Source organism: Achromobacter denitrificans NBRC 15125, from assembly GCF_001571365.1.
GTDB classification, from domain to species: Bacteria; Pseudomonadota; Gammaproteobacteria; order Burkholderiales; family Burkholderiaceae_B; genus Achromobacter; species Achromobacter denitrificans.
The window spans coordinates 1-16933 of sequence record NZ_BCTQ01000011.1 but is presented as its reverse complement, the minus strand read 5'-3'; the positions used below and the strand labels follow the sequence as shown (position 1 = coordinate 16933).

The following is a 16933-nucleotide window of genomic DNA, read 5'->3' as shown; positions in this document are numbered from 1 at the left end:
GCCTCGGCTTCAGGCCGCCTGGCGCAGGGCCGCCGCGGCCGGATCCCAGCCGCGGCCCGGCACGGCGGCCAGCAACGCCTGGGTATAGGGATGGGCGGGCCGGCTGAACACCTCGGCGCAAGGCCCCTCCTCCACCACGCGGCCGTCTTTCATCACGGCCACGTCATCGCACACCCGGGCGGCCACGCGCAGGTCGTGCGTGATGAACAGGATGGACAGGCCCAGCTGTTCGCGCAGCTTCGCCAGCAAGGCCAGCACCTGCGCCTGGACGGACACGTCCAGCGCGGACACCGGTTCGTCGGCGATCAGCACCCGAGGCCGCATGGCCAGCGCGCGCGCCAGGCCGATCCGCTGGCGCTGCCCGCCCGAGAACTCGTGCGGATAGCGCCGCAAGGCATCGGGCGACAGGCCGACGAGTTCGAACAGCTCGCGGACCCGCGCCAGCGCCTCGGCCCTGGGCGTGCCATGCACGATGGGCCCGCGCGCGACGATGTCGCCCACGCGCTGCCGCGGGTTCAACGACCCGTAGGGATCCTGGAACACCATCTGCACGCGCCGGGCGTGCGCCCGCCGCGCGGCCGTGCCGTGGAACGCCAGCGGCTCGCCGTCCAGCGTGATGCGGCCCGCGTCGGGCGGGGCCAGGCCCAGCAAGGCGCGCGCCAGCGTGGATTTGCCCGAACCGCTTTCGCCCACGATGCCCAGCGTGGCGCCCTGGCGCAAGGCCAGGGTCACGCCGTCCAGCGCGCGCGTCTCGCGGGCCGGACGGCCCAGCCAGCCGCGCTTGCGATACGTCTTGGAAAGCGCCTGCGCGCTCAGGATGGCGGGCGCGCGGACCTCGGAAGCCGGCCGCGCCGCGCCGGCCGACAGCGGCGGCACCGCGCCGATGAGCGCGCGCGTATAAGCATGGCGGGGATGCTCCAGCACCTGTTTCGCCGTGCCGCTTTCCACCAGTTCGCCGCGTTGCATGACCGCGACCCGGTCCGCGATCTCGGCCACCACGCCGAAGTCGTGGGTGATGAACAGCACGGCGGTGCCCTTGCGGCGCTGCAGGTCGTGGATCAGGCTCAGGATCTGCGCCTGCGTCGTGACGTCCAGGGCCGTGGTCGGCTCGTCCGCGATCAGCAAGGCGGGCTCCAGCGCCAGGGCCATGGCGATCATGGCCCGCTGCCGCTGCCCGCCGGACAGCTCGTGCGGATAGGCGCCCAGCGCCCGCGCCGGGTCCGGCAGCCGCACCGAATCCAGCAGCGCCAGGGTGCGGCGCCGGATCTCGGCGCGCGCGAGACTGGCATGGGTGCGGAACACTTCGGCGATCTGGTCGCCGATGGTGCGCAAGGGATTCAGGGCCGTCATCGGTTCCTGGAAAATCATGCCGATGCGCTTGCCGCGCAGGCGGCGCAGCGCGTCTTCCGGCAGCCGCAGGAGATCCTGCCCTTCCCACAGGACCTGCCCGGCGCCGGCGCGCACGCCCGGCGGCAACAGCCCCAGGATGGCGCCGGCCGTGAGCGATTTGCCCGATCCGCTTTCGCCGACCACGCAGAGGATTTCGCCGGCGTTCACCGACAGCGACAGGCCCTTGATGGCGTGCGGACGGTCCGCGCCGGGCGGCAGGTCCACGGTGAGGTTGTCGATGCGCAGCAATTCGGCCATGAGCGTTCCGCAGAAATGAAGCAGCCGATGATAGGCCCGCGTGCACCCGTCCCGGAAATGCCCATTTCTCATTTGCTCATGCCGCCTTGCCTCCGCGCGCCAGACGGGCGTTACGCCTCTTTACCTGCCGGGCACGGGGCTTGCTCCCCACGCGGGGATCGCATTCCCCGGAACGCCCCATGCCCGCCTCGCACTATATCGACGCCACCACGCTGACCGTGCTGACCGTCAACACCCACAAGGGCTTCACCAGTTTCAATCGCCGCTTCATGCTGCACGAACTGCGCGACGCCCTGCGCGCGGCGGGCCCCGACATCGTCTTCCTGCAGGAAGTGCTGGGCGAGCACCAGGGGCATGCGGAGCGGCATCAGTCCTGGCCCGCCCTGTCGCAATACGAATTCCTGGCCGACACGCTGTGGACCGATTTCGCCTACGGCCGCAACGCGGTCTATCCGGCCGGCCACCACGGCAACGCGATCCTGTCGCGCTATCCCATCGAACGCTACGAGAACCACGACGTCAGTCTGGACGGACATGAACGCCGGGGCGTCCTGCACTGCGTGTTGCGGCTGCCTTCGATGCGCGCGCCAGTGCATGCCATCTGCGTGCACCTGGGGCTGCTGGAGCGGCACCGCAGCCGCCAGCTGGCGCGGCTGTGCGAGCTGGTGGCCGACGGCGTGCCGGCCGACGAGCCCTTGCTGATCGCGGGCGATTTCAACGATTGGCGGCTGCGCGCCGACGGCCCGATGCGCGACTGCGGCACGCGCGAAGTCTTCACCTCGCGGCTGGGTCGGCCGGCGCGCACCTTCCCGGCGCGCTGGCCGCTGCTGCGGCTGGACCGCATCTACGTGCGCAGCGTGCGCGACTGGCAGCCCGTGCCCCTGGCGCCGCGCGTGTGGTCGCGACTGTCGGACCACGTGCCGATCTGCGCGGAGATCGCGCTATGAACCTGAGCTGGCGCGAGTCCAATCGCTATACGCTGCTGGAGAACGGCAGCGGCTACTTCCCCGCCGTGCTCGAAGCCATCGCCGGCGCGCGCGAGGAGGTGCTGGTGGAGACCTTCATCCTGTTCGACGACGCGGTCGGCCAGGAGATCCAGCGCGCCCTGATCGAGGCGGGGCGGCGCGGCGTGAGCGTGGACCTGACCGTGGACGGCTACGGCTCCGACGAACTGGACGAGGCGTTCATCGGCGCCATGACGGACGCCGGCATCCGCGTGCACATCTTCGATCCGCGGCCGCGCTTCCTGGGCGTGCGCACGAACGTGTTCCGCCGCATGCACCGCAAGATCGTGGCCGTGGACCGCCGCTGCGCCTTCGTCGGCGGCATCAATTTCTCGGCGGACCACCTGCCCGACTACGGCCCCGAAGCCAAGCAGGATTACGCCGTCCGGGTCGAGGGGCCGCTGGCCGCCGACATCGCCGACTACGCCCGGGCCGCGCTCGCGGGCGGCCGGCCGAGGCGGCTGGTCAGGCGGCCCGCCCGCTGGGACCCCATGCCCGCGGGCGACGGCGGCGGCCGCCTGGTGGTGCGCGACAACGTGGAGCACCGGACCGACATCGAGCGCTACTACCGCGCCGGCGTGCGGGCGGCGCGCCACGACGTGCTGATCGCCAACGCCTACTTCTTTCCCGGCTACCAGCTGCTGCACGACCTGGCCAACGCGGCGCGCCGGGGCGTGCGCGTGCGGCTGTTGCTGCAGGGCGAGCCCGACGTGCTGGTCGCCCGGCTGGCGGCCTCCATGCTCTACGACTACCTGATCGACGCCGGCGTGGAGATCTACGAATACTGCAAGCGGCCGCTGCACGGCAAGGTGGCCTGCGTGGACGAAGACTGGACGACGATAGGCTCCAGCAATCTCGATCCGTTGAGCCTGGCGCTGAACCTGGAAGCCAATGTGGTGGCGCGCGACAGCGGGCTGAACGCGGCCCTGCGCCGCAGCCTGGACCGCCTGATCGAACAGGATTGCAAGCAAATCGAGCTGCCGGCGCATTCCACCCGGCGCCTGCGGCGCCTGTGGATCGGCGTGGTGGTCTTCCACTTCCTGCGGCGCTTCCCCGCCTGGGCGGGCAGCCTGCCGGCGCACAAGCCTCGCCTGCAATCGCTGCCGATGACGACGGAAAGGGAGACGGCATGAGAGTGTTCCGATCTTCCCTGACGCGGGCCTTGCGGCACCGCTGGCCCCGGCTCAAGCGCATCCTGCCGGCCCTGGTGCTGGTGGTGGTGGCGGCCCTGCTGATCCATTTTGGCCGAAGCGTGGACTGGCCGCAGGTCTGGGTGTCGATGCGCCGGATTCCCGGCGGCAGCATCGCCCTGGCCTCGGGGCTGGTGGTCGCGGGCTATCTCGCCTACGGCGCCCTGGACCTTCTGGCCAAGCGCTATACGCATCACACCCTGCCCTGGCCCAAGGTGCTGGGCGTGGCGATGACGAGCTACGCGCTGAACCTCAATCTCGGCGTGCTGCTGGGCGGACTGGGCGCGCGGCTGCGCCTGTATGCCCGGCTGGGTTGCCGCAAGTCGGTCGCCACCCGCGTGGCGCTGTTCTCGGCCGCGTCGAACTGGATCGGCTACGGCTGGCTGGCCGGCGCCCTCCTCGCCCTGGGCAGCGTGCCCGTGCCGGAAGGCTGGGGCGTGGGCACGGCCGTGCTGCGGCTGGCGGGGGTGGCGATGCTGGCGCTGGCCGCGGCCTACCTCGCCTTCTGCGCCCTGTCGCGGCGCCGGACCTGGACCTGGATGGGCCAGCACGCGGCCCTGCCCGGGACCGGCATGGCGCTGGCGCAGAGCGCGGTGGCCGCCACATCCTGGGCCATCATGGGCGCCATTGTCTACGTGTTGCTGCAAGGCAAAGCGAGCTATCCGGCGGTGCTGGGCGTGCTGATGTGCACAAGCTTCGCCGCGGTGATCATTCGGGTGCCGGGCGGGCTGGGCACGACGGAAGCGATTTTCGTGGCGGCGCTGGCGCCCCGCATTCCAGCGCCGGAGGTCCTGGGCGCGGCGCTCGCCTACCGGGCGCTGTATGCCTTCGCGCCGCTGTGCCTGGCCTTGCTGGCCTTCCTGATCATGGAATGGCGTCTGCGGCACCGGCGGCGTGCCCCCCAGACGACGGCGGCAGCCGCCAAGCCGCCGTCGGGGCCGGAAAAGCAGGCCGGCCAGGCGTTCAGGGCTTGGGACTGAGCAGGTCCGACAGCGCGTTCCCCAGCTCCTTCACCGCGCCGGTCACGCCTTCGGCCGCCCCTTCCGCGCCCACCCCGACAGCATGCGCGAAGCCCTGGGCCACCTGCGCCGAGAAGCCGCGAGTGACCGAGAACTTGGGGTTGTCCAGGTTTCCGGCCAGCGCGAAATTGAAGCGCAGCACGCCGGTGTTGTCCTTCAGGGCCGCCAGCACGGCCTTGCGCGGCAAGGAGAACAGCGAGCCGTCGCCGCTGAATTTCAGGCCATGCAGGGCCACGGTGCCCGAGGCCCGAAGCTCGCGGTCGGCGATGGCGGTTTTCATATCCAGGTCCATCGTGCCGGCGGCCAGCGATCCGGCGCCATTCTCGGCCAGATAGGGAGCCGCGTGACGGATGCCCATATTCCGCACCGAGACGGTCATGTCCGCGTCCGTTCCGCCCACCACCAGCCAGCCCTGCGCCCGCACCACGCTCTTGACGCCGCGGTCCTCGTCCAGGTTGCCGCTGAATTCCATCTCGCTGCGGGTGCCGTCGCCGGGAATGGCCATGGGATGCAGGCGCGCCTGCACGCTCGTGAACGGGATTTTATGGGGCGGCCGGGAGATGGCGGCATCCTCGAACACCAGTTTGCCGTCGCGCAGTTGCAGGTCGGCGACGTGTATGGTGTTGCCCCGGGCCGCGCGACCCTGGCCGCGCTCACCGGTGCGCAGCGCGGCCTGCAGGGCCGGGGCGATGTTCATATCGCCGTTGGCCTCGCGCACGACCGCGAAGTCGAATCCTTCGACCACCACCCGCTTGAATACGGTTTCCTGGCCCAGCAGCGAGGACCACTCCGGTTCCAGCACGACGCGGCTGGCGCGCGCATCCGCCTGGCCGGTCGCGCCGCTCACGATCACGTCGGTGAGCACCACCTGGGTGAATCCGACCCGGACGTCCGCCACCTGGCCGCGCGGCCCCAGCATGTTGGCGATGCGCTGCTCCGCGATGCGCACGGCGGCGAAGGCCAGCACGGCCGCCACCGCCGCGAGCAGGACCAGCACGCCCAGGGCGTTGCCCCAGGGCGACCGGCGGCCCGGCGCGACCGCGTTCATGCTCATCGTGCGCTCCCGAAGTGAGGGGTGGGACCGGTACTCCCGGCCCCGCCCTCGCGAAGCCTTGCGCCCGGCACAACCTGTGCATCGTCCTGGATCCGTGACGGATCATCAATGGGCAAAAAGGATGAGGCGCCCTCAGCGGCGCCAGTGGTCGGACATCAGGCAGGCGCCGGCCAGCAGGCCGATCAGCGCCGCGCCGGCCACGCTTTTCCAGGCGTTCTCGTGCACGTATTCATCCGCCGCGTGCGAGGCGTCCTTGGCGCGTTCCCAGGCCACCCGCTCCCAGCCCTTCGCCTGTTCGCGCGCGGCCTCCAGCTGCTGCTTGAGCCGGTCGCGCGCGGATTCGATCTCGGAGCCACCGTAACTGGCCGTGCTGCGCAAAAGCGCTTCCGTCCCGGAGATCAGTTCCCGGATGGTGCGCGCGGAGCTGTCCGCCGGATGGAACATGTCGCGCAATCGTTCATGCTTGCTCATAAGGTCTCCTTGAAAAAGTCCGCTTCCAGCCCTGTCCGGCGCGGACGCGGATGGCATCCGCAAGCGCCGTGCCCGAGAGCCGGTCTATGCCCGGGGTCTGTTGCGGATCCAGTCCGGGCAAGGGATTGGGCAGGCTGTCGGGCGGCCAGTGGCCGTTCTTGTCGGGCTTGCGGCCCGCCGGGTCGGGCGGCGGCTGCTCGGCCGGGCTCTGGTCCGGGAACGGCAGATTGCCTTGTCCCGGCTGGGACGGCGTGGGCGATGGGGGCTTGGCCATGATGGACTCCTGAATGGGTTGCAAACCCTGGAAACTGGCGTGGGCGGGCCCGGCTTCAGCCCGCCCACCATTGCTTGATCGTGGCGCGCAGCGCCGCGCCGCCCGCCGCCGCGTCTTCCTTGCGCAGCGCGCGCAGGTAGGCCCCGACCTGCTTGGCCGGTATGTGCGGGGGCAAGGGAGGCATCTCGGGGTCGGTCACCATCTCCAGCACCACGGGCCTGGCGGCGGCCAGCGCGCGGTCCCAGGCGGGGCCGACCGCGTCCGGGCTGTCCACGCGCACGCCCTCCAGGCCCAGCAGGCGGCCGTACTCGGCATAGGAGAACGAGGGCAGCCATTGGGAATCCGCGAAGCGCGGGTCGCCGCCCATGACGCGCTGCTCCCAGGTCACCAGGTTCAGGTCGCCGTTGTTCAGCACCATGACGATCAACCTCGGATCGGCCCAGTCCTTCCAGCGATGGGCGATGGTGATCAATTCGTTGATGCCCAGCATCTGCATCGCGCCGTCGCCCACCAGGGCGATCACGGGCCGCTCGGGATGGGCCAGCTTGGCCGCGAGCGCGTAAGGCACGCCGCAGCCCATCGTGGCCAGGCCGCCCGACACGGAGGCCATCATGCCTTCCTGCAGATCCACGTCGCGCGCATACCAGTTGGCGGCCGAGCCCGAATCGCAGGTGATGATGCTCTGCGGCGGCAGGCGTTGGGACAACTCCAGGAAGGGGCGCTGCGGATTGAGCGGCCGGGCATCGACCATGGCGCGTTCGCGCACGGTCTGGCGCCAGCGCGCCACCTGCTTCTCGATGCGCTCGCGCCAGCGCCGCGCGGTCTTGCGTTCGAGCATCGGCAGCAGCGCCTGCAGCGTCAGCCGGCTGTCTCCGACCAAACCCAGTTCGACCGGATAGCGCAGGCTGAGCTTGCGCCCGTCGCGATCGATCTGCACCGCCCTCGCCTGCCCGTCCTGCGGCAGGAACTCGGCGTACGGGAACGAGGTGCCCACCATCAGCAGCGTGTCGCACTCGTTCATCATGTCCCAGCTGGGCTGGGTGCCGAGCAGGCCGATGCAGCCCGTGACGTAAGGCAGCGCGTCGGGCAGCACCGCCTTGCCCAGCAGGGCCTTGGCCACGCCGGCGCCCAGGCGTTCGGCCACTTCGCGGACTTCGGCGCCGGCGTCGAGCGCGCCCGCGCCCACCAGCACGGCGACCCGCTCTCCGCGGTTCAGGATATCGGCCGCATTGCGCAGCGCCGCCTCGCCGGGCACGCCCGCATGCGACGTCAGGCCGATGCCGGTGCGCACGGTGCCGTGTTCGCGCGGCGGGGTTTCGACCGCCGGCAAATCCTGCACATCGTTTGGAAAAATGACGCAGGTAACCGCGCGCCGCTCCATCGCGATGCGCAAGGCGCGATCGATCATGTGGCGCGCCTGTTCGGCGCTCGCGGCCATATGCACGAAATCGTGCGCCACGTCCTTGAACAGGCTGATCAGGTCGACTTCCTGCTGGTAATCGCCGCCCAGCGCGCTGCGGGCCTGCTGGCCCACCAGCGCCACCACGGGCTGGTGATCCAGCTTGGCGTCGTACAGGCCGTTGAGCAGGTGGATGGCGCCGGGCCCCGAGGTCGCCAGGCACACGCCCACCTGTCCGGTGAACTTCGCGTGCGCGCAGGCCATGAAGGCGGCGCTTTCCTCGTGGCGGGTCTGTATGAATTCCAGCGGCGCTTCCGTCCGGCCGAAGGCGCCTATCAGGCCGTTGATCCCGTCGCCGGGATAGCCGTAGACCCTTCTGACCCCCCATTGGGATAGCCTTTCGAGGACGAAGTCCGACACTGTTTTCATACTTTGCTCCCGTTACGTTACTAGCGTGACTTCCGTTAGCTATTTGGGGCCCGTTGCGGCCCGCGGCCATGGGAGAAAGGGACAGCAAGCCCCATGCCCGCGCCCGGAAATCGGCGCGCGCACCATCCGGGCGCGAGGTTTGGGCACGGCACTTGCGCCTTGCAAAGCTTCGGCGGACGCGTCGCTTTTTTCCCGGCGCCCCGCAACTCACCGGGAGCAGGCATGGCCAAAACGAGAATCCTGATAGTGGCGGGCGAAGCCTTTCCACTGGCCAAGACGGGCGGCCTTGGGGACGCCATCACGGGTATGGCCCGCGCGTTGGCGCAGGCGGGCCTGCCGCTGGCCGTGCTGCTGCCCGCCTACCGGGGCGTGCGCGAGCGCCTGGAGCGCGTCCGGCTGGTTGCCGAGCTGCCCGGCCTGCCGGGCGGCGATGCGCGCCTGATCGCCGGCAGATGCCCGCAATCCGGCCTGGATTTCCTCTTGCTGGAGAACGACGCGCTGTACGACCGCGCCGGCATCTATCTCGATGAACAGGGCCGCGAGTATGCCGACAGCGCGCTGCGCTACGCGGCGCTGGCCCATGCGGCGGCGCGCGTCGCGGGCGGCCTGCCCGGCGTCCTGCACCCTACGCTGGTGCACGCCCACGACTGGCATGCGGGTCTGGTGCCGCTGTTGCTGCGCGCCCAGGGCCTGCATGACGTGCGCAGCGTCATGACCATCCACAACCTTGCCTTCCAGGGCCGGTTCCCGATGGAGTGCGCGGCGGACCTGGGCATCCCCGAGCGCTACCGCGGCAGCGAGAGCGTGGGCGCCTGGGGCCAGTTGAATTTCCTCAAGGCCGGCATCCGCTATGCCGACCGCGTCACCACCGTCAGCCATACCTATGCGCGTGAAATCATGACGCCCGCCTTCGGCTGCGGGCTGGACGATTTGCTGCGCCGCCGCGCCGACGACCTGCTGCCGATTCCCAACGGCATCGACAACATCCTGTGGAATCCCGCCCGCGATCCGCACCTGGGCACACTGCGCTTTTCGGTCCGCGAACTGGCCAACAAGGCCCGCTGCAAGGCCGCGCTGCAACGGGAGTTCGGCCTGGACGTGGATGCGGGCGTGACGCTGATGGCCATGGGCAACCGCCTGACCGAACAGAAAATGGCCGACGTGGCCGCGCAGGCCCTGCCCGACGCGCTGGAACGCCACCCTGGGCTGCAGGTCGCGATCCTGGGCCAGGGCGACCACGGCCTCGAACAGGCCCTGCAAGCGCTGGCGGACCGCTATCCGGGACGTTGCGCCGCCCACATCGGCTATGACGAGGCGGCGGCCCACCGCCTGCATGCCGGCGCCGACATCCTGCTGCACGCCAGCCGCTTCGAGCCCTTCGGCCTGACGCCGCTGTATGCCATGCGTTACGGCGCGCTGCCGATCGGCTCGCGGGTCGGCGGCATGGCCGACACCATCGAGGACCCCGGACCGCGCGCCCCGCTGTCGGCAATGGCATCCGCCAACGGCCTGCTGTTCGACGGCGACAGCCCCGCCGCCATGTGCGAGGCCATCACGCGCGCGGTGCATCTGCGGGGCCACGCCATGCTGTGGCGGACGATGCAGCGCAACGCCATGAGCGCCGACTTCGGCTGGCGTTCCGCCATCGGGCTGTACGCCAGCCTGTACCGCTCGCTGGCGGACCCGGACACCCACGACGCCGTGCCGGCGCGCGCGGAGCGTGCCATCGGCGCCGCTCCGCCGGCGGCGCGGCAACGCTCGGGCGGCGCCATGCCGGCGCCCGTGTAGGGAGGGTAGCGGTGCCGACCTCGACCGCAGCCATCCCCGTCCAGGCGCCCTTGCGCCTGTACCGCGTCCTCGGCGGCGCGCAAGGCCGGCTGCCTCCGGGATCCGTCGCCCGGCCGGACGCCGCGCTGTGCGCCCGCCTGCGCCGCCGCGGTTTCAACGCCCTGCTGCTGCCGGCGCCCTGGCTGCTCGCCCCTGGCGGCGGCACCCGGGCGCCGGTGGATGCGGACCGAGCCCTGCTCGACGCAAGCCCGGTCCCCATCACGCAATGGTTCGACGGCGCGGCCGAGACCTTGTCGAAACAGGGACTGGCGCTATACGTGGACGTGGCGCTGGACCGCTGCGCCCGCGGCGCCGTGGAAGGCACCGCGGGGCCGGACTGGTATCTGCCCCCTGCCGAAGATCCGGCCCGCGATCCCCGGCAACCGGTAGAGGCGCGGGAAGTGCGCACCCTGCGCGACGGCCCGCTGCCGCCCGGCTTCCTGGCGGCCTGGACCGAGCGGCTGGAGCGCTGGGCCCGCCACGGCGTGACGGGATTCATGTTCCAGGCGCCGCACAGCCTGCCGGGCGAGGACTGGGCCACCCTGGCCGCCACGCTGCGGCGGCATCATCCCGGGCTGCGCCTGCTGGCCTGGGCCGCCGGCCTCACGCCGGCCAGGCTGGCGGGCCTGCGCGACGCCCGCTTCGACGGCCTGTGCTCGTCGCTGCCCTGGTGGGACTATCGATCGGAGTGGCTGGCCGAGGAAGACGCCCGGCTGCGCGACATCGCGCCGGTCATCGCCGCGCCGCCGGGCGCCGGGGACGCCGGCCCGGCGGCCTCGGCCCGGGGCCGGCGGGCCATCTGGAGCGCCGCGCTGTGCGCGGACGGTCTGATGCTGGACGAAGCGGACGAGCACACCCTGCCCGACGTGGAAGCCGTGAACCGCTGGCTTGCCGACGCTCGCCCGCAAGGGCCCCTGCGCATGGCGGGCGGACGGGACGGCCGCTGCACCGTGCTGCTGCGCGACACGGTCGAAGGCGCGACGGCGGCGCTGGCCCTCAACCCCTCCGCGCACGCCGAGGCCCTGCTCGACTGGGATGCGCTGGCCCCGATGCTGCCGCCCGCCGACATCGTGCCGTTGGCGCCGCCGGTGGGCGGCACCGCTGGCGGACACATCCTGGCGCCGGCCGACTGCGCCCTGTTCCTGCTCGAACCCACGCAGCCCGTGCTCGAACCGTCGCGGCGCCTGCGCGCGCGCCCGGACGGCGCGGCGAGCCCGCGCATCGCGGTCGAGGCCGTCAGCCCCACGGTGAACGGCGGAGAGTTCGCGGTCAAGTGCATCCCGCATGAACGCATCGCGGTGCGCGCCGACATCTATATGGACGGCCATGAACAGCTGGCGGCCGAGTTGCGCTGGCGGGCGGTCGACGAAACGCGCTGGCGAGTGCAGCCGTTCGTCCGCGGCGAGAACGATCGCTGGGAGGCCGCCTTCCGGCCGCGCCGCGTCGGCGCGCACGAATTCGTGGTCTGCGCCTGGTTCGACGCCTGGGAAACCTTCCGCCACGACCTGGAGCTCAAGCATAAGGCGGGCCGCGACCTGCGCCTGGAGCGGATGGAGGGCGTGCAGCTGCTGCGCGCCGCGCTGGCGCGGGCCGAGGCCGAAACCGACGCCGGAGCGGATCCCGAGTCCGGCTCCCGTCCGGCGCGAGACACGCTGCAAGACGCGCTGGGCCGGCTCGCCGCGCCATCCGCCGACGAGGGAAGCGCTGCGGACATGGAAGGCTCGCCACCGGACGAGGAACAAATCGCCCTGCTGCTCGACGACGGCCTCGCGCGCGCCATGCGCGCGCTGGACGACCGGCCGTTCGAGGCCGTCAGCCCGCAGCCCTACCCGCTCTGGGTGGACCGCCGCGAGGCCTGCTTCTCCAGCTGGTACGAGCTGTTCCCGCGTTCGCAATCGCCGCAGCCGGGCCGGCACGGCACCTTCGACGACGTGATCCAGCGCCTGCCCGACGTGCGCGCCATGGGCTTCGACGTCCTGTACCTGCCGCCCATCCATCCCATCGGCCAGCGCAATCGCAAGGGCCGCAACAACAGCCTGCGCGCCGAGCCGGACGACGTCGGCAGCCCCTATGCCATCGGTTCCCCGGACGGCGGGCACGACGCGATCGAGCCGCGCCTGGGCAGGCTGGAGGATTTCCTCAGGCTGGTGGAAGCGGCCCGCGGCCAGGGCATGGAGATGGCGCTGGACTTCGCGATCCAGTGTTCGCCGGACCACCCCTGGCTGGCGCAGCATCCCGACTGGTTCTCCTGGCGCCCCGACGGTTCGCTGCGCTATGCCGAGAACCCGCCCAAGAAGTACGAGGACATCGTCAACGTCGCGTTCTACGGCGCGCCGCCACGGCGCGTGCGCAAGCTGGCCTTGTGGCGAGCCCTGCGCAACGTGGTGCTGTTCTGGGCCCGGCACGGGGTGCGGATCTTCCGGGTCGACAACCCGCACACCAAGCCGCTGCCGTTCTGGCAGTGGCTGATCGCGGACGTGCACGCCCAGCATCCGGACGTGATCTTCCTGTCCGAAGCCTTCACGCGTCCGAAGATGATGTACCGGCTGGCGAAGATCGGGTTCACCCAGTCGTATACCTACTTCACCTGGCGCAACGACAAGGCGGAACTGGCCGCCTACCTGAGCGAGGTGTCGTCGTCGCCCGCCGCCGACTTCTTCCGGCCGCATTTCTTCGTCAACACGCCCGACATCAACCCGTATTTCCTGCAGACCTCCGGACGCCCCGGCTTCCTGATCCGCGCCGCCTTGGCCGCGCTCGGGTCCGGCCTGTGGGGCGTCTACAGCGGTTTCGAACTATGTGAGGCCGCGCCCCTGCCGGGCCGGGAGGAATATCTGGACTCCGAGAAGTACGAACTGCGCCAGCGCGACTGGCACGCCGAGGGCAATATCCGCGCCGAGATCGCCCGCCTGAACCAGATCCGGCGCGCCAATCCAGCCCTGCAAAGCCACCGCGGGCTGACGCTGGTGGACAGCGGCAACGACCGCGTCCTGGCGTTCTACAAGAGCACGCCCGGCCATGGAAACGTGGTGCTGGCCGCCATCAGCCTGGATCCCTTCAACCCCCAGCCGGCGCGCATCGAGGCGCCGCTGTGGCTGTTCGGCCAGCCCGATACCGGAGCGCTCGCCGCCGAGGACCTGCTGGCCGAAGGCCGCGACACCTGGCAGGGCAAGACCCGCGAGCTGACCCTGCTCCCCGATCAACCCTATCGCGTGTGGCGCCTGTCGCTGCGCGGATGACACCGAATTCCCTGCCATGATCAGCGAAACCCAGCCCATCCAGGACGACGGCCTCTGGTACAAGGATGCGGTCATCTACCAGTTGCACGTCAAGTCCTTCTTCGACTCGAACGACGACGGCGTCGGCGACCTGCCCGGCCTCGTCTCCAAGCTGGACTACATCGCCAACCTGGGCGTCAACACGATCTGGCTGCTGCCCTTCTATCCCTCGCCGCGCCGCGACGACGGCTACGACATCGCCGACTACCGCGGCGTGCACCCCGACTACGGCACCGTGGCCGACGTGCGCAAACTGATCCGGGCGGCGCATGCGCGCGGCCTGCGCGTCATCACCGAGCTGGTCGTCAACCACACTTCCGACCAGCACCCGTGGTTCCAGCGCGCCCGCGCCGCCCGGCCGGGCTCCGCGGCCCGCAACTTTTACGTCTGGTCCGACAACGACAAGGCCTACGCCGACACGCGCATCATCTTCTGCGATACCGAGAAATCGAACTGGACCTGGGACCCCGTCGCCAATGCCTACTTCTGGCACCGCTTCTACTCGCACCAGCCGGACCTGAACTATGACAACCCCCAGGTGCTGAAGGAGGTGCTGTCGGTCATGCGGTATTGGCTGGACATGGGCGTGGACGGGCTGCGCCTGGACGCGGTGCCCTACCTGGTGGAGCGCGAAGGCACGAACAACGAGAATCTGCCCGAGACGCACCAGGTGCTCAAGCAGATCCGCGCGGTGATCGACGCCGAGTATCCGCAATGCCTGCTGCTGGCCGAGGCCAACCAATGGCCGGAGGACGCGCAGGAGTACTTCGGCGCGGGCGACGAATGCCATATGTCCTTCCATTTCCCGCTGATGCCGCGCATGTACATGGCGATCGCGCAGGAAGACCGCTTTCCCATCACCGACATCATCCGCCAGACGCCGGACATCCCGGCCTCGTGCCAGTGGGCCATCTTCCTGCGCAACCATGACGAACTGACGCTGGAAATGGTGACCAGCCGCGAGCGCGATTACCTGTGGAACGTGTACGCGGCCGATCCGCGCGCCCGCATCAACCTGGGCATCCGGCGGCGCCTGGCGCCGTTGCTGGAACGCGACCGCCGCCGCGTGGAACTGATGAACAGCCTGCTCCTGTCCATGCCCGGCACGCCGGTGCTCTACTACGGCGACGAGCTCGGCATGGGCGACAACGTGCACCTGGGCGACCGCGACGGCGTGCGCACCCCGATGCAGTGGTCGCCCGACCGCAACGGCGGCTTTTCGCGCGCCGATCCCGAACGGCTGCCGCTGCCGGTGCTGATGGGGCCGCTCTACGGCTATGAGGCGGTCAACGTCGAAGCGCAGCAGCGCGATCCGCATTCGCTGCTGAACTGGACCCGCCGCCTGCTGGCCCAGCGCCGCCAGAGCCGCGCCTTCGGACGCGGCTCGCTGCGCTTCATCGTCGCCGGCAACCGCAAGATCCTCGCCTACCTGCGCCAATGGCAGGACACGACCATCCTGTGCGTGGCGAACCTCTCCAACGCCGCGCAGCCGGTCGAGCTGCCGCTGCAGGAATTCGCCGGCCGCGTGCCCGTCGAAATGCTGGGCGGCACGCCGTTCCCGGCCATCGGCGAGCTGCCCTATCTCCTGACCTTGCCGCCCTACGCGTTCTACTGGATGGACCTGAGCGTGGACGCCGCCCCGCCGGACTGGCACGCCACCCTGCCCGCGCAGATGCCCGAGTTCATCACGCTGGTGCTGCGCGCGCGCGGCGGCGCCGCGCTGACCGATGCCTCGCGCGAAACGCTGGAAAGGGAGATCCTGCCGCAGTACCTGGCGCGCCAGCGCTGGTATCCGGCGAGCGAGCCGCCCGCCCGCGCCCGCCTGGCTTACGCCACCCCGTTCCGGGCCGCTGAGGGCGAGTATTACTGGGCCGAGATCGAACCCGAGGACGGCGTGAGCGGCCTGCGCGCGCAGGCGCCGTTCGTGCTCTCGTGGGACGAGAGCGCCGTCATCCAGTACGCCATCGCCCGCGTGCGGCGCGGCGCCGAGGTGGGTCTGCTGGCCGACGCCTTTCTTGAGCCGGGCTTCGTGCGGGGCGTGTTGCAAGCGCTGCGCGCCGGCGCCGAACTGGATGGCCGCAGCGGCGGCAAGCCCGGCGACAAGCCCGGCGTCATCCGCTTTCTGCCCGAAGCCGGCCTGGCCGGCCTGGAGATCGCCCCGGACGCCGAACTGCAATGGCTCACGGCCGAACAATCGAACAGCTCGGTCATCGTCGGCGGCCAGCTCATCCTGAAGCTGATCCGCGCCGTGCAGGCCGGCGGGTCGCCCGAGGCCGAGATGACCCGCTACCTGACCCGCGCGGGCTACGCCAACGTGCCGGCCCTGCTGGGCGAAGTGCAGCGCGAGGACGCGGACGGCGTGATCCACACCCTGGCGGTCGCGCACCAGTACGTGGCCAACGAAGGAGACGCCTGGAGCTGGACGCTGGACACGCTGAAACGCACGCTGGCCAACGCCCTGCTGGTCGGGCAGGGGCCGGCCGAGTTCGAGGAAAGCCTGCAGGGGTACGCCGCCATGGCGGCGACCATTGGCGAGCGCCTGGCGCAGATGCATGCGGTGCTGGCACAGCCTACTGACGATCCGGCCTTCCGGCCGCGCCGCGCCAGCCAGACGGATGCCGATGCCCGCGCCCGCCACGTCCAGCGCCTGCTGGACCGCGCGGAACAGGCGCTGCGCGCCCGCTACGACAAGCTGGAAGCCCCGTCGCGGGCGTGCGCGGAATGGTACTTCGAGCATCAAGCCCGCCTGGCGGCTCGCGTGGCCGCCATGGCCCAGGCCGAAACCGGCGCCCTGTGCCTGCGCACCCACGGCGACTTCCACCTGGGCCAGGTGCTGGTGGCGCAGGCCGACGCCTACCTCATCGATTTCGAGGGAGAGCCCGCCAGCAGCCTCAAGTCGCGCCGCGCCCTCGCCTCGCCCTACCGCGACGTGGCGGGCATGCTGCGCTCGTTCGACTACGCCGCCGCAACCATGGCGCGCACCGACGCCATCGGCGGCCCCGCGGACGCCAATGCCGGCGCGGGCGAGACGCCCGGCGCCCCGGCGGCGGCCGCGGAACTGCGCGACGCGCTGCTGGCGCGCTTCCGGCAGCGCGCCGCCGAAGCCTTCCTGCAAGGCTACCGCGACGCCCGCGCCTCCGTGCTGATCCCGCCGGAAGACCAGGAGGCCTCGCTGCTGGCCCTGGCCCAGCTGGAGAAAGCCGCCTATGAGGTCAGCTACGAAGCGGCCCACCGCCCCGACTGGATCTCGATTCCGCTGTGCGCCTTGACCGAACTGGCCCGCCACCTCCTGCTTTCGGCCGCGATCGACGCGGAAGGGAGAACGCCATGAACCAGGACGT

11 protein-coding genes are annotated in these 16933 nt (G+C 70.8%); 6 read left to right on the top strand and 5 right to left on the bottom strand.

Annotation, left to right across the window (positions count from 1 at the left end; translation table 11 throughout):
• Positions 1-9 precede the first annotated feature (9 nt).
• A complete protein-coding gene (locus ADE01S_RS11330; protein WP_062681797.1) occupies positions 10-1647 on the bottom strand; it encodes an ABC transporter ATP-binding protein in 1638 nt (545 codons plus the stop codon).
• Between the two features lie 179 nt (positions 1648-1826).
• Here ADE01S_RS11330 and ADE01S_RS11325 point away from each other — a divergent pair, with 179 nt between their 5' ends.
• The 3 genes from ADE01S_RS11325 to ADE01S_RS11315 are packed head-to-tail and all read left to right on the top strand — an operon-like array spanning position 1827 to position 4821.
• Positions 1827-2594 (top strand): endonuclease/exonuclease/phosphatase family protein, encoded by a 768-nt coding sequence (locus ADE01S_RS11325; RefSeq protein WP_062681796.1) that lies wholly within the window; start codon positions 1827-1829, stop codon positions 2592-2594.
• Entirely contained in the window at positions 2591-3784 is a 1194-nt protein-coding gene (clsB, locus tag ADE01S_RS11320) for a cardiolipin synthase ClsB (RefSeq protein WP_062681795.1), read from the top strand. Before ADE01S_RS11325 ends, clsB begins: the two co-directional genes overlap by 4 nt.
• Positions 3781-4821, top strand: a complete 1041-nt coding sequence (locus ADE01S_RS11315) for a lysylphosphatidylglycerol synthase transmembrane domain-containing protein (protein ID WP_062681794.1) — start codon at positions 3781-3783, stop codon at positions 4819-4821. Before clsB ends, ADE01S_RS11315 begins: the two co-directional genes overlap by 4 nt.
• Here ADE01S_RS11315 and ADE01S_RS11310 read toward each other — a convergent pair.
• From ADE01S_RS11310 to ADE01S_RS11300, 4 genes are all read right to left on the bottom strand, one after another.
• Positions 4805-5914 (bottom strand): DUF748 domain-containing protein, encoded by a 1110-nt coding sequence (locus tag ADE01S_RS11310; RefSeq protein WP_062681793.1) that lies wholly within the window; start codon positions 5912-5914, stop codon positions 4805-4807. The two genes, ADE01S_RS11315 and ADE01S_RS11310, sit on opposite strands and share 17 nt — an antisense overlap.
• Positions 5915-6046: 132 nt before the next feature.
• Positions 6047-6385, bottom strand: coding sequence for an ElaB/YgaM/YqjD family protein (locus ADE01S_RS11305; RefSeq protein WP_062681792.1), 339 nt, complete (start codon positions 6383-6385; stop codon positions 6047-6049).
• Entirely contained in the window at positions 6372-6659 is a 288-nt protein-coding gene (locus tag ADE01S_RS31230; protein WP_075873454.1) for a hypothetical protein, read from the bottom strand. The genes ADE01S_RS11305 and ADE01S_RS31230 overlap by 14 nt, the downstream gene beginning before the upstream one ends.
• 55 nt (positions 6660-6714) lie before the next feature.
• Complete coding sequence (locus ADE01S_RS11300; protein ID WP_062681791.1) at positions 6715-8487, bottom strand: thiamine pyrophosphate-requiring protein; 1773 nt, start codon at positions 8485-8487, stop codon at positions 6715-6717.
• A gap of 222 nt (positions 8488-8709) precedes the next feature.
• Between ADE01S_RS11300 and glgA the strand changes: the two genes are divergently transcribed.
• The 3 genes from glgA to treS are packed head-to-tail and all read left to right on the top strand — an operon-like array spanning position 8710 to position 16923.
• Positions 8710-10275, top strand: coding sequence for a glycogen synthase GlgA (gene glgA, locus ADE01S_RS11295; RefSeq protein WP_062681790.1), 1566 nt, complete (start codon positions 8710-8712; stop codon positions 10273-10275).
• 11 nt (positions 10276-10286) lie between these two features.
• Entirely contained in the window at positions 10287-13553 is a 3267-nt protein-coding gene (locus tag ADE01S_RS11290) for an alpha-1,4-glucan--maltose-1-phosphate maltosyltransferase (protein WP_062681789.1), read from the top strand.
• 16 nt (positions 13554-13569) lie between these two features.
• Complete coding sequence (gene treS / locus ADE01S_RS11285) at positions 13570-16923, top strand: maltose alpha-D-glucosyltransferase (RefSeq protein ID WP_062681788.1); 3354 nt, start codon at positions 13570-13572, stop codon at positions 16921-16923.
• The last annotated feature ends 10 nt before the right edge of the window (positions 16924-16933 follow it).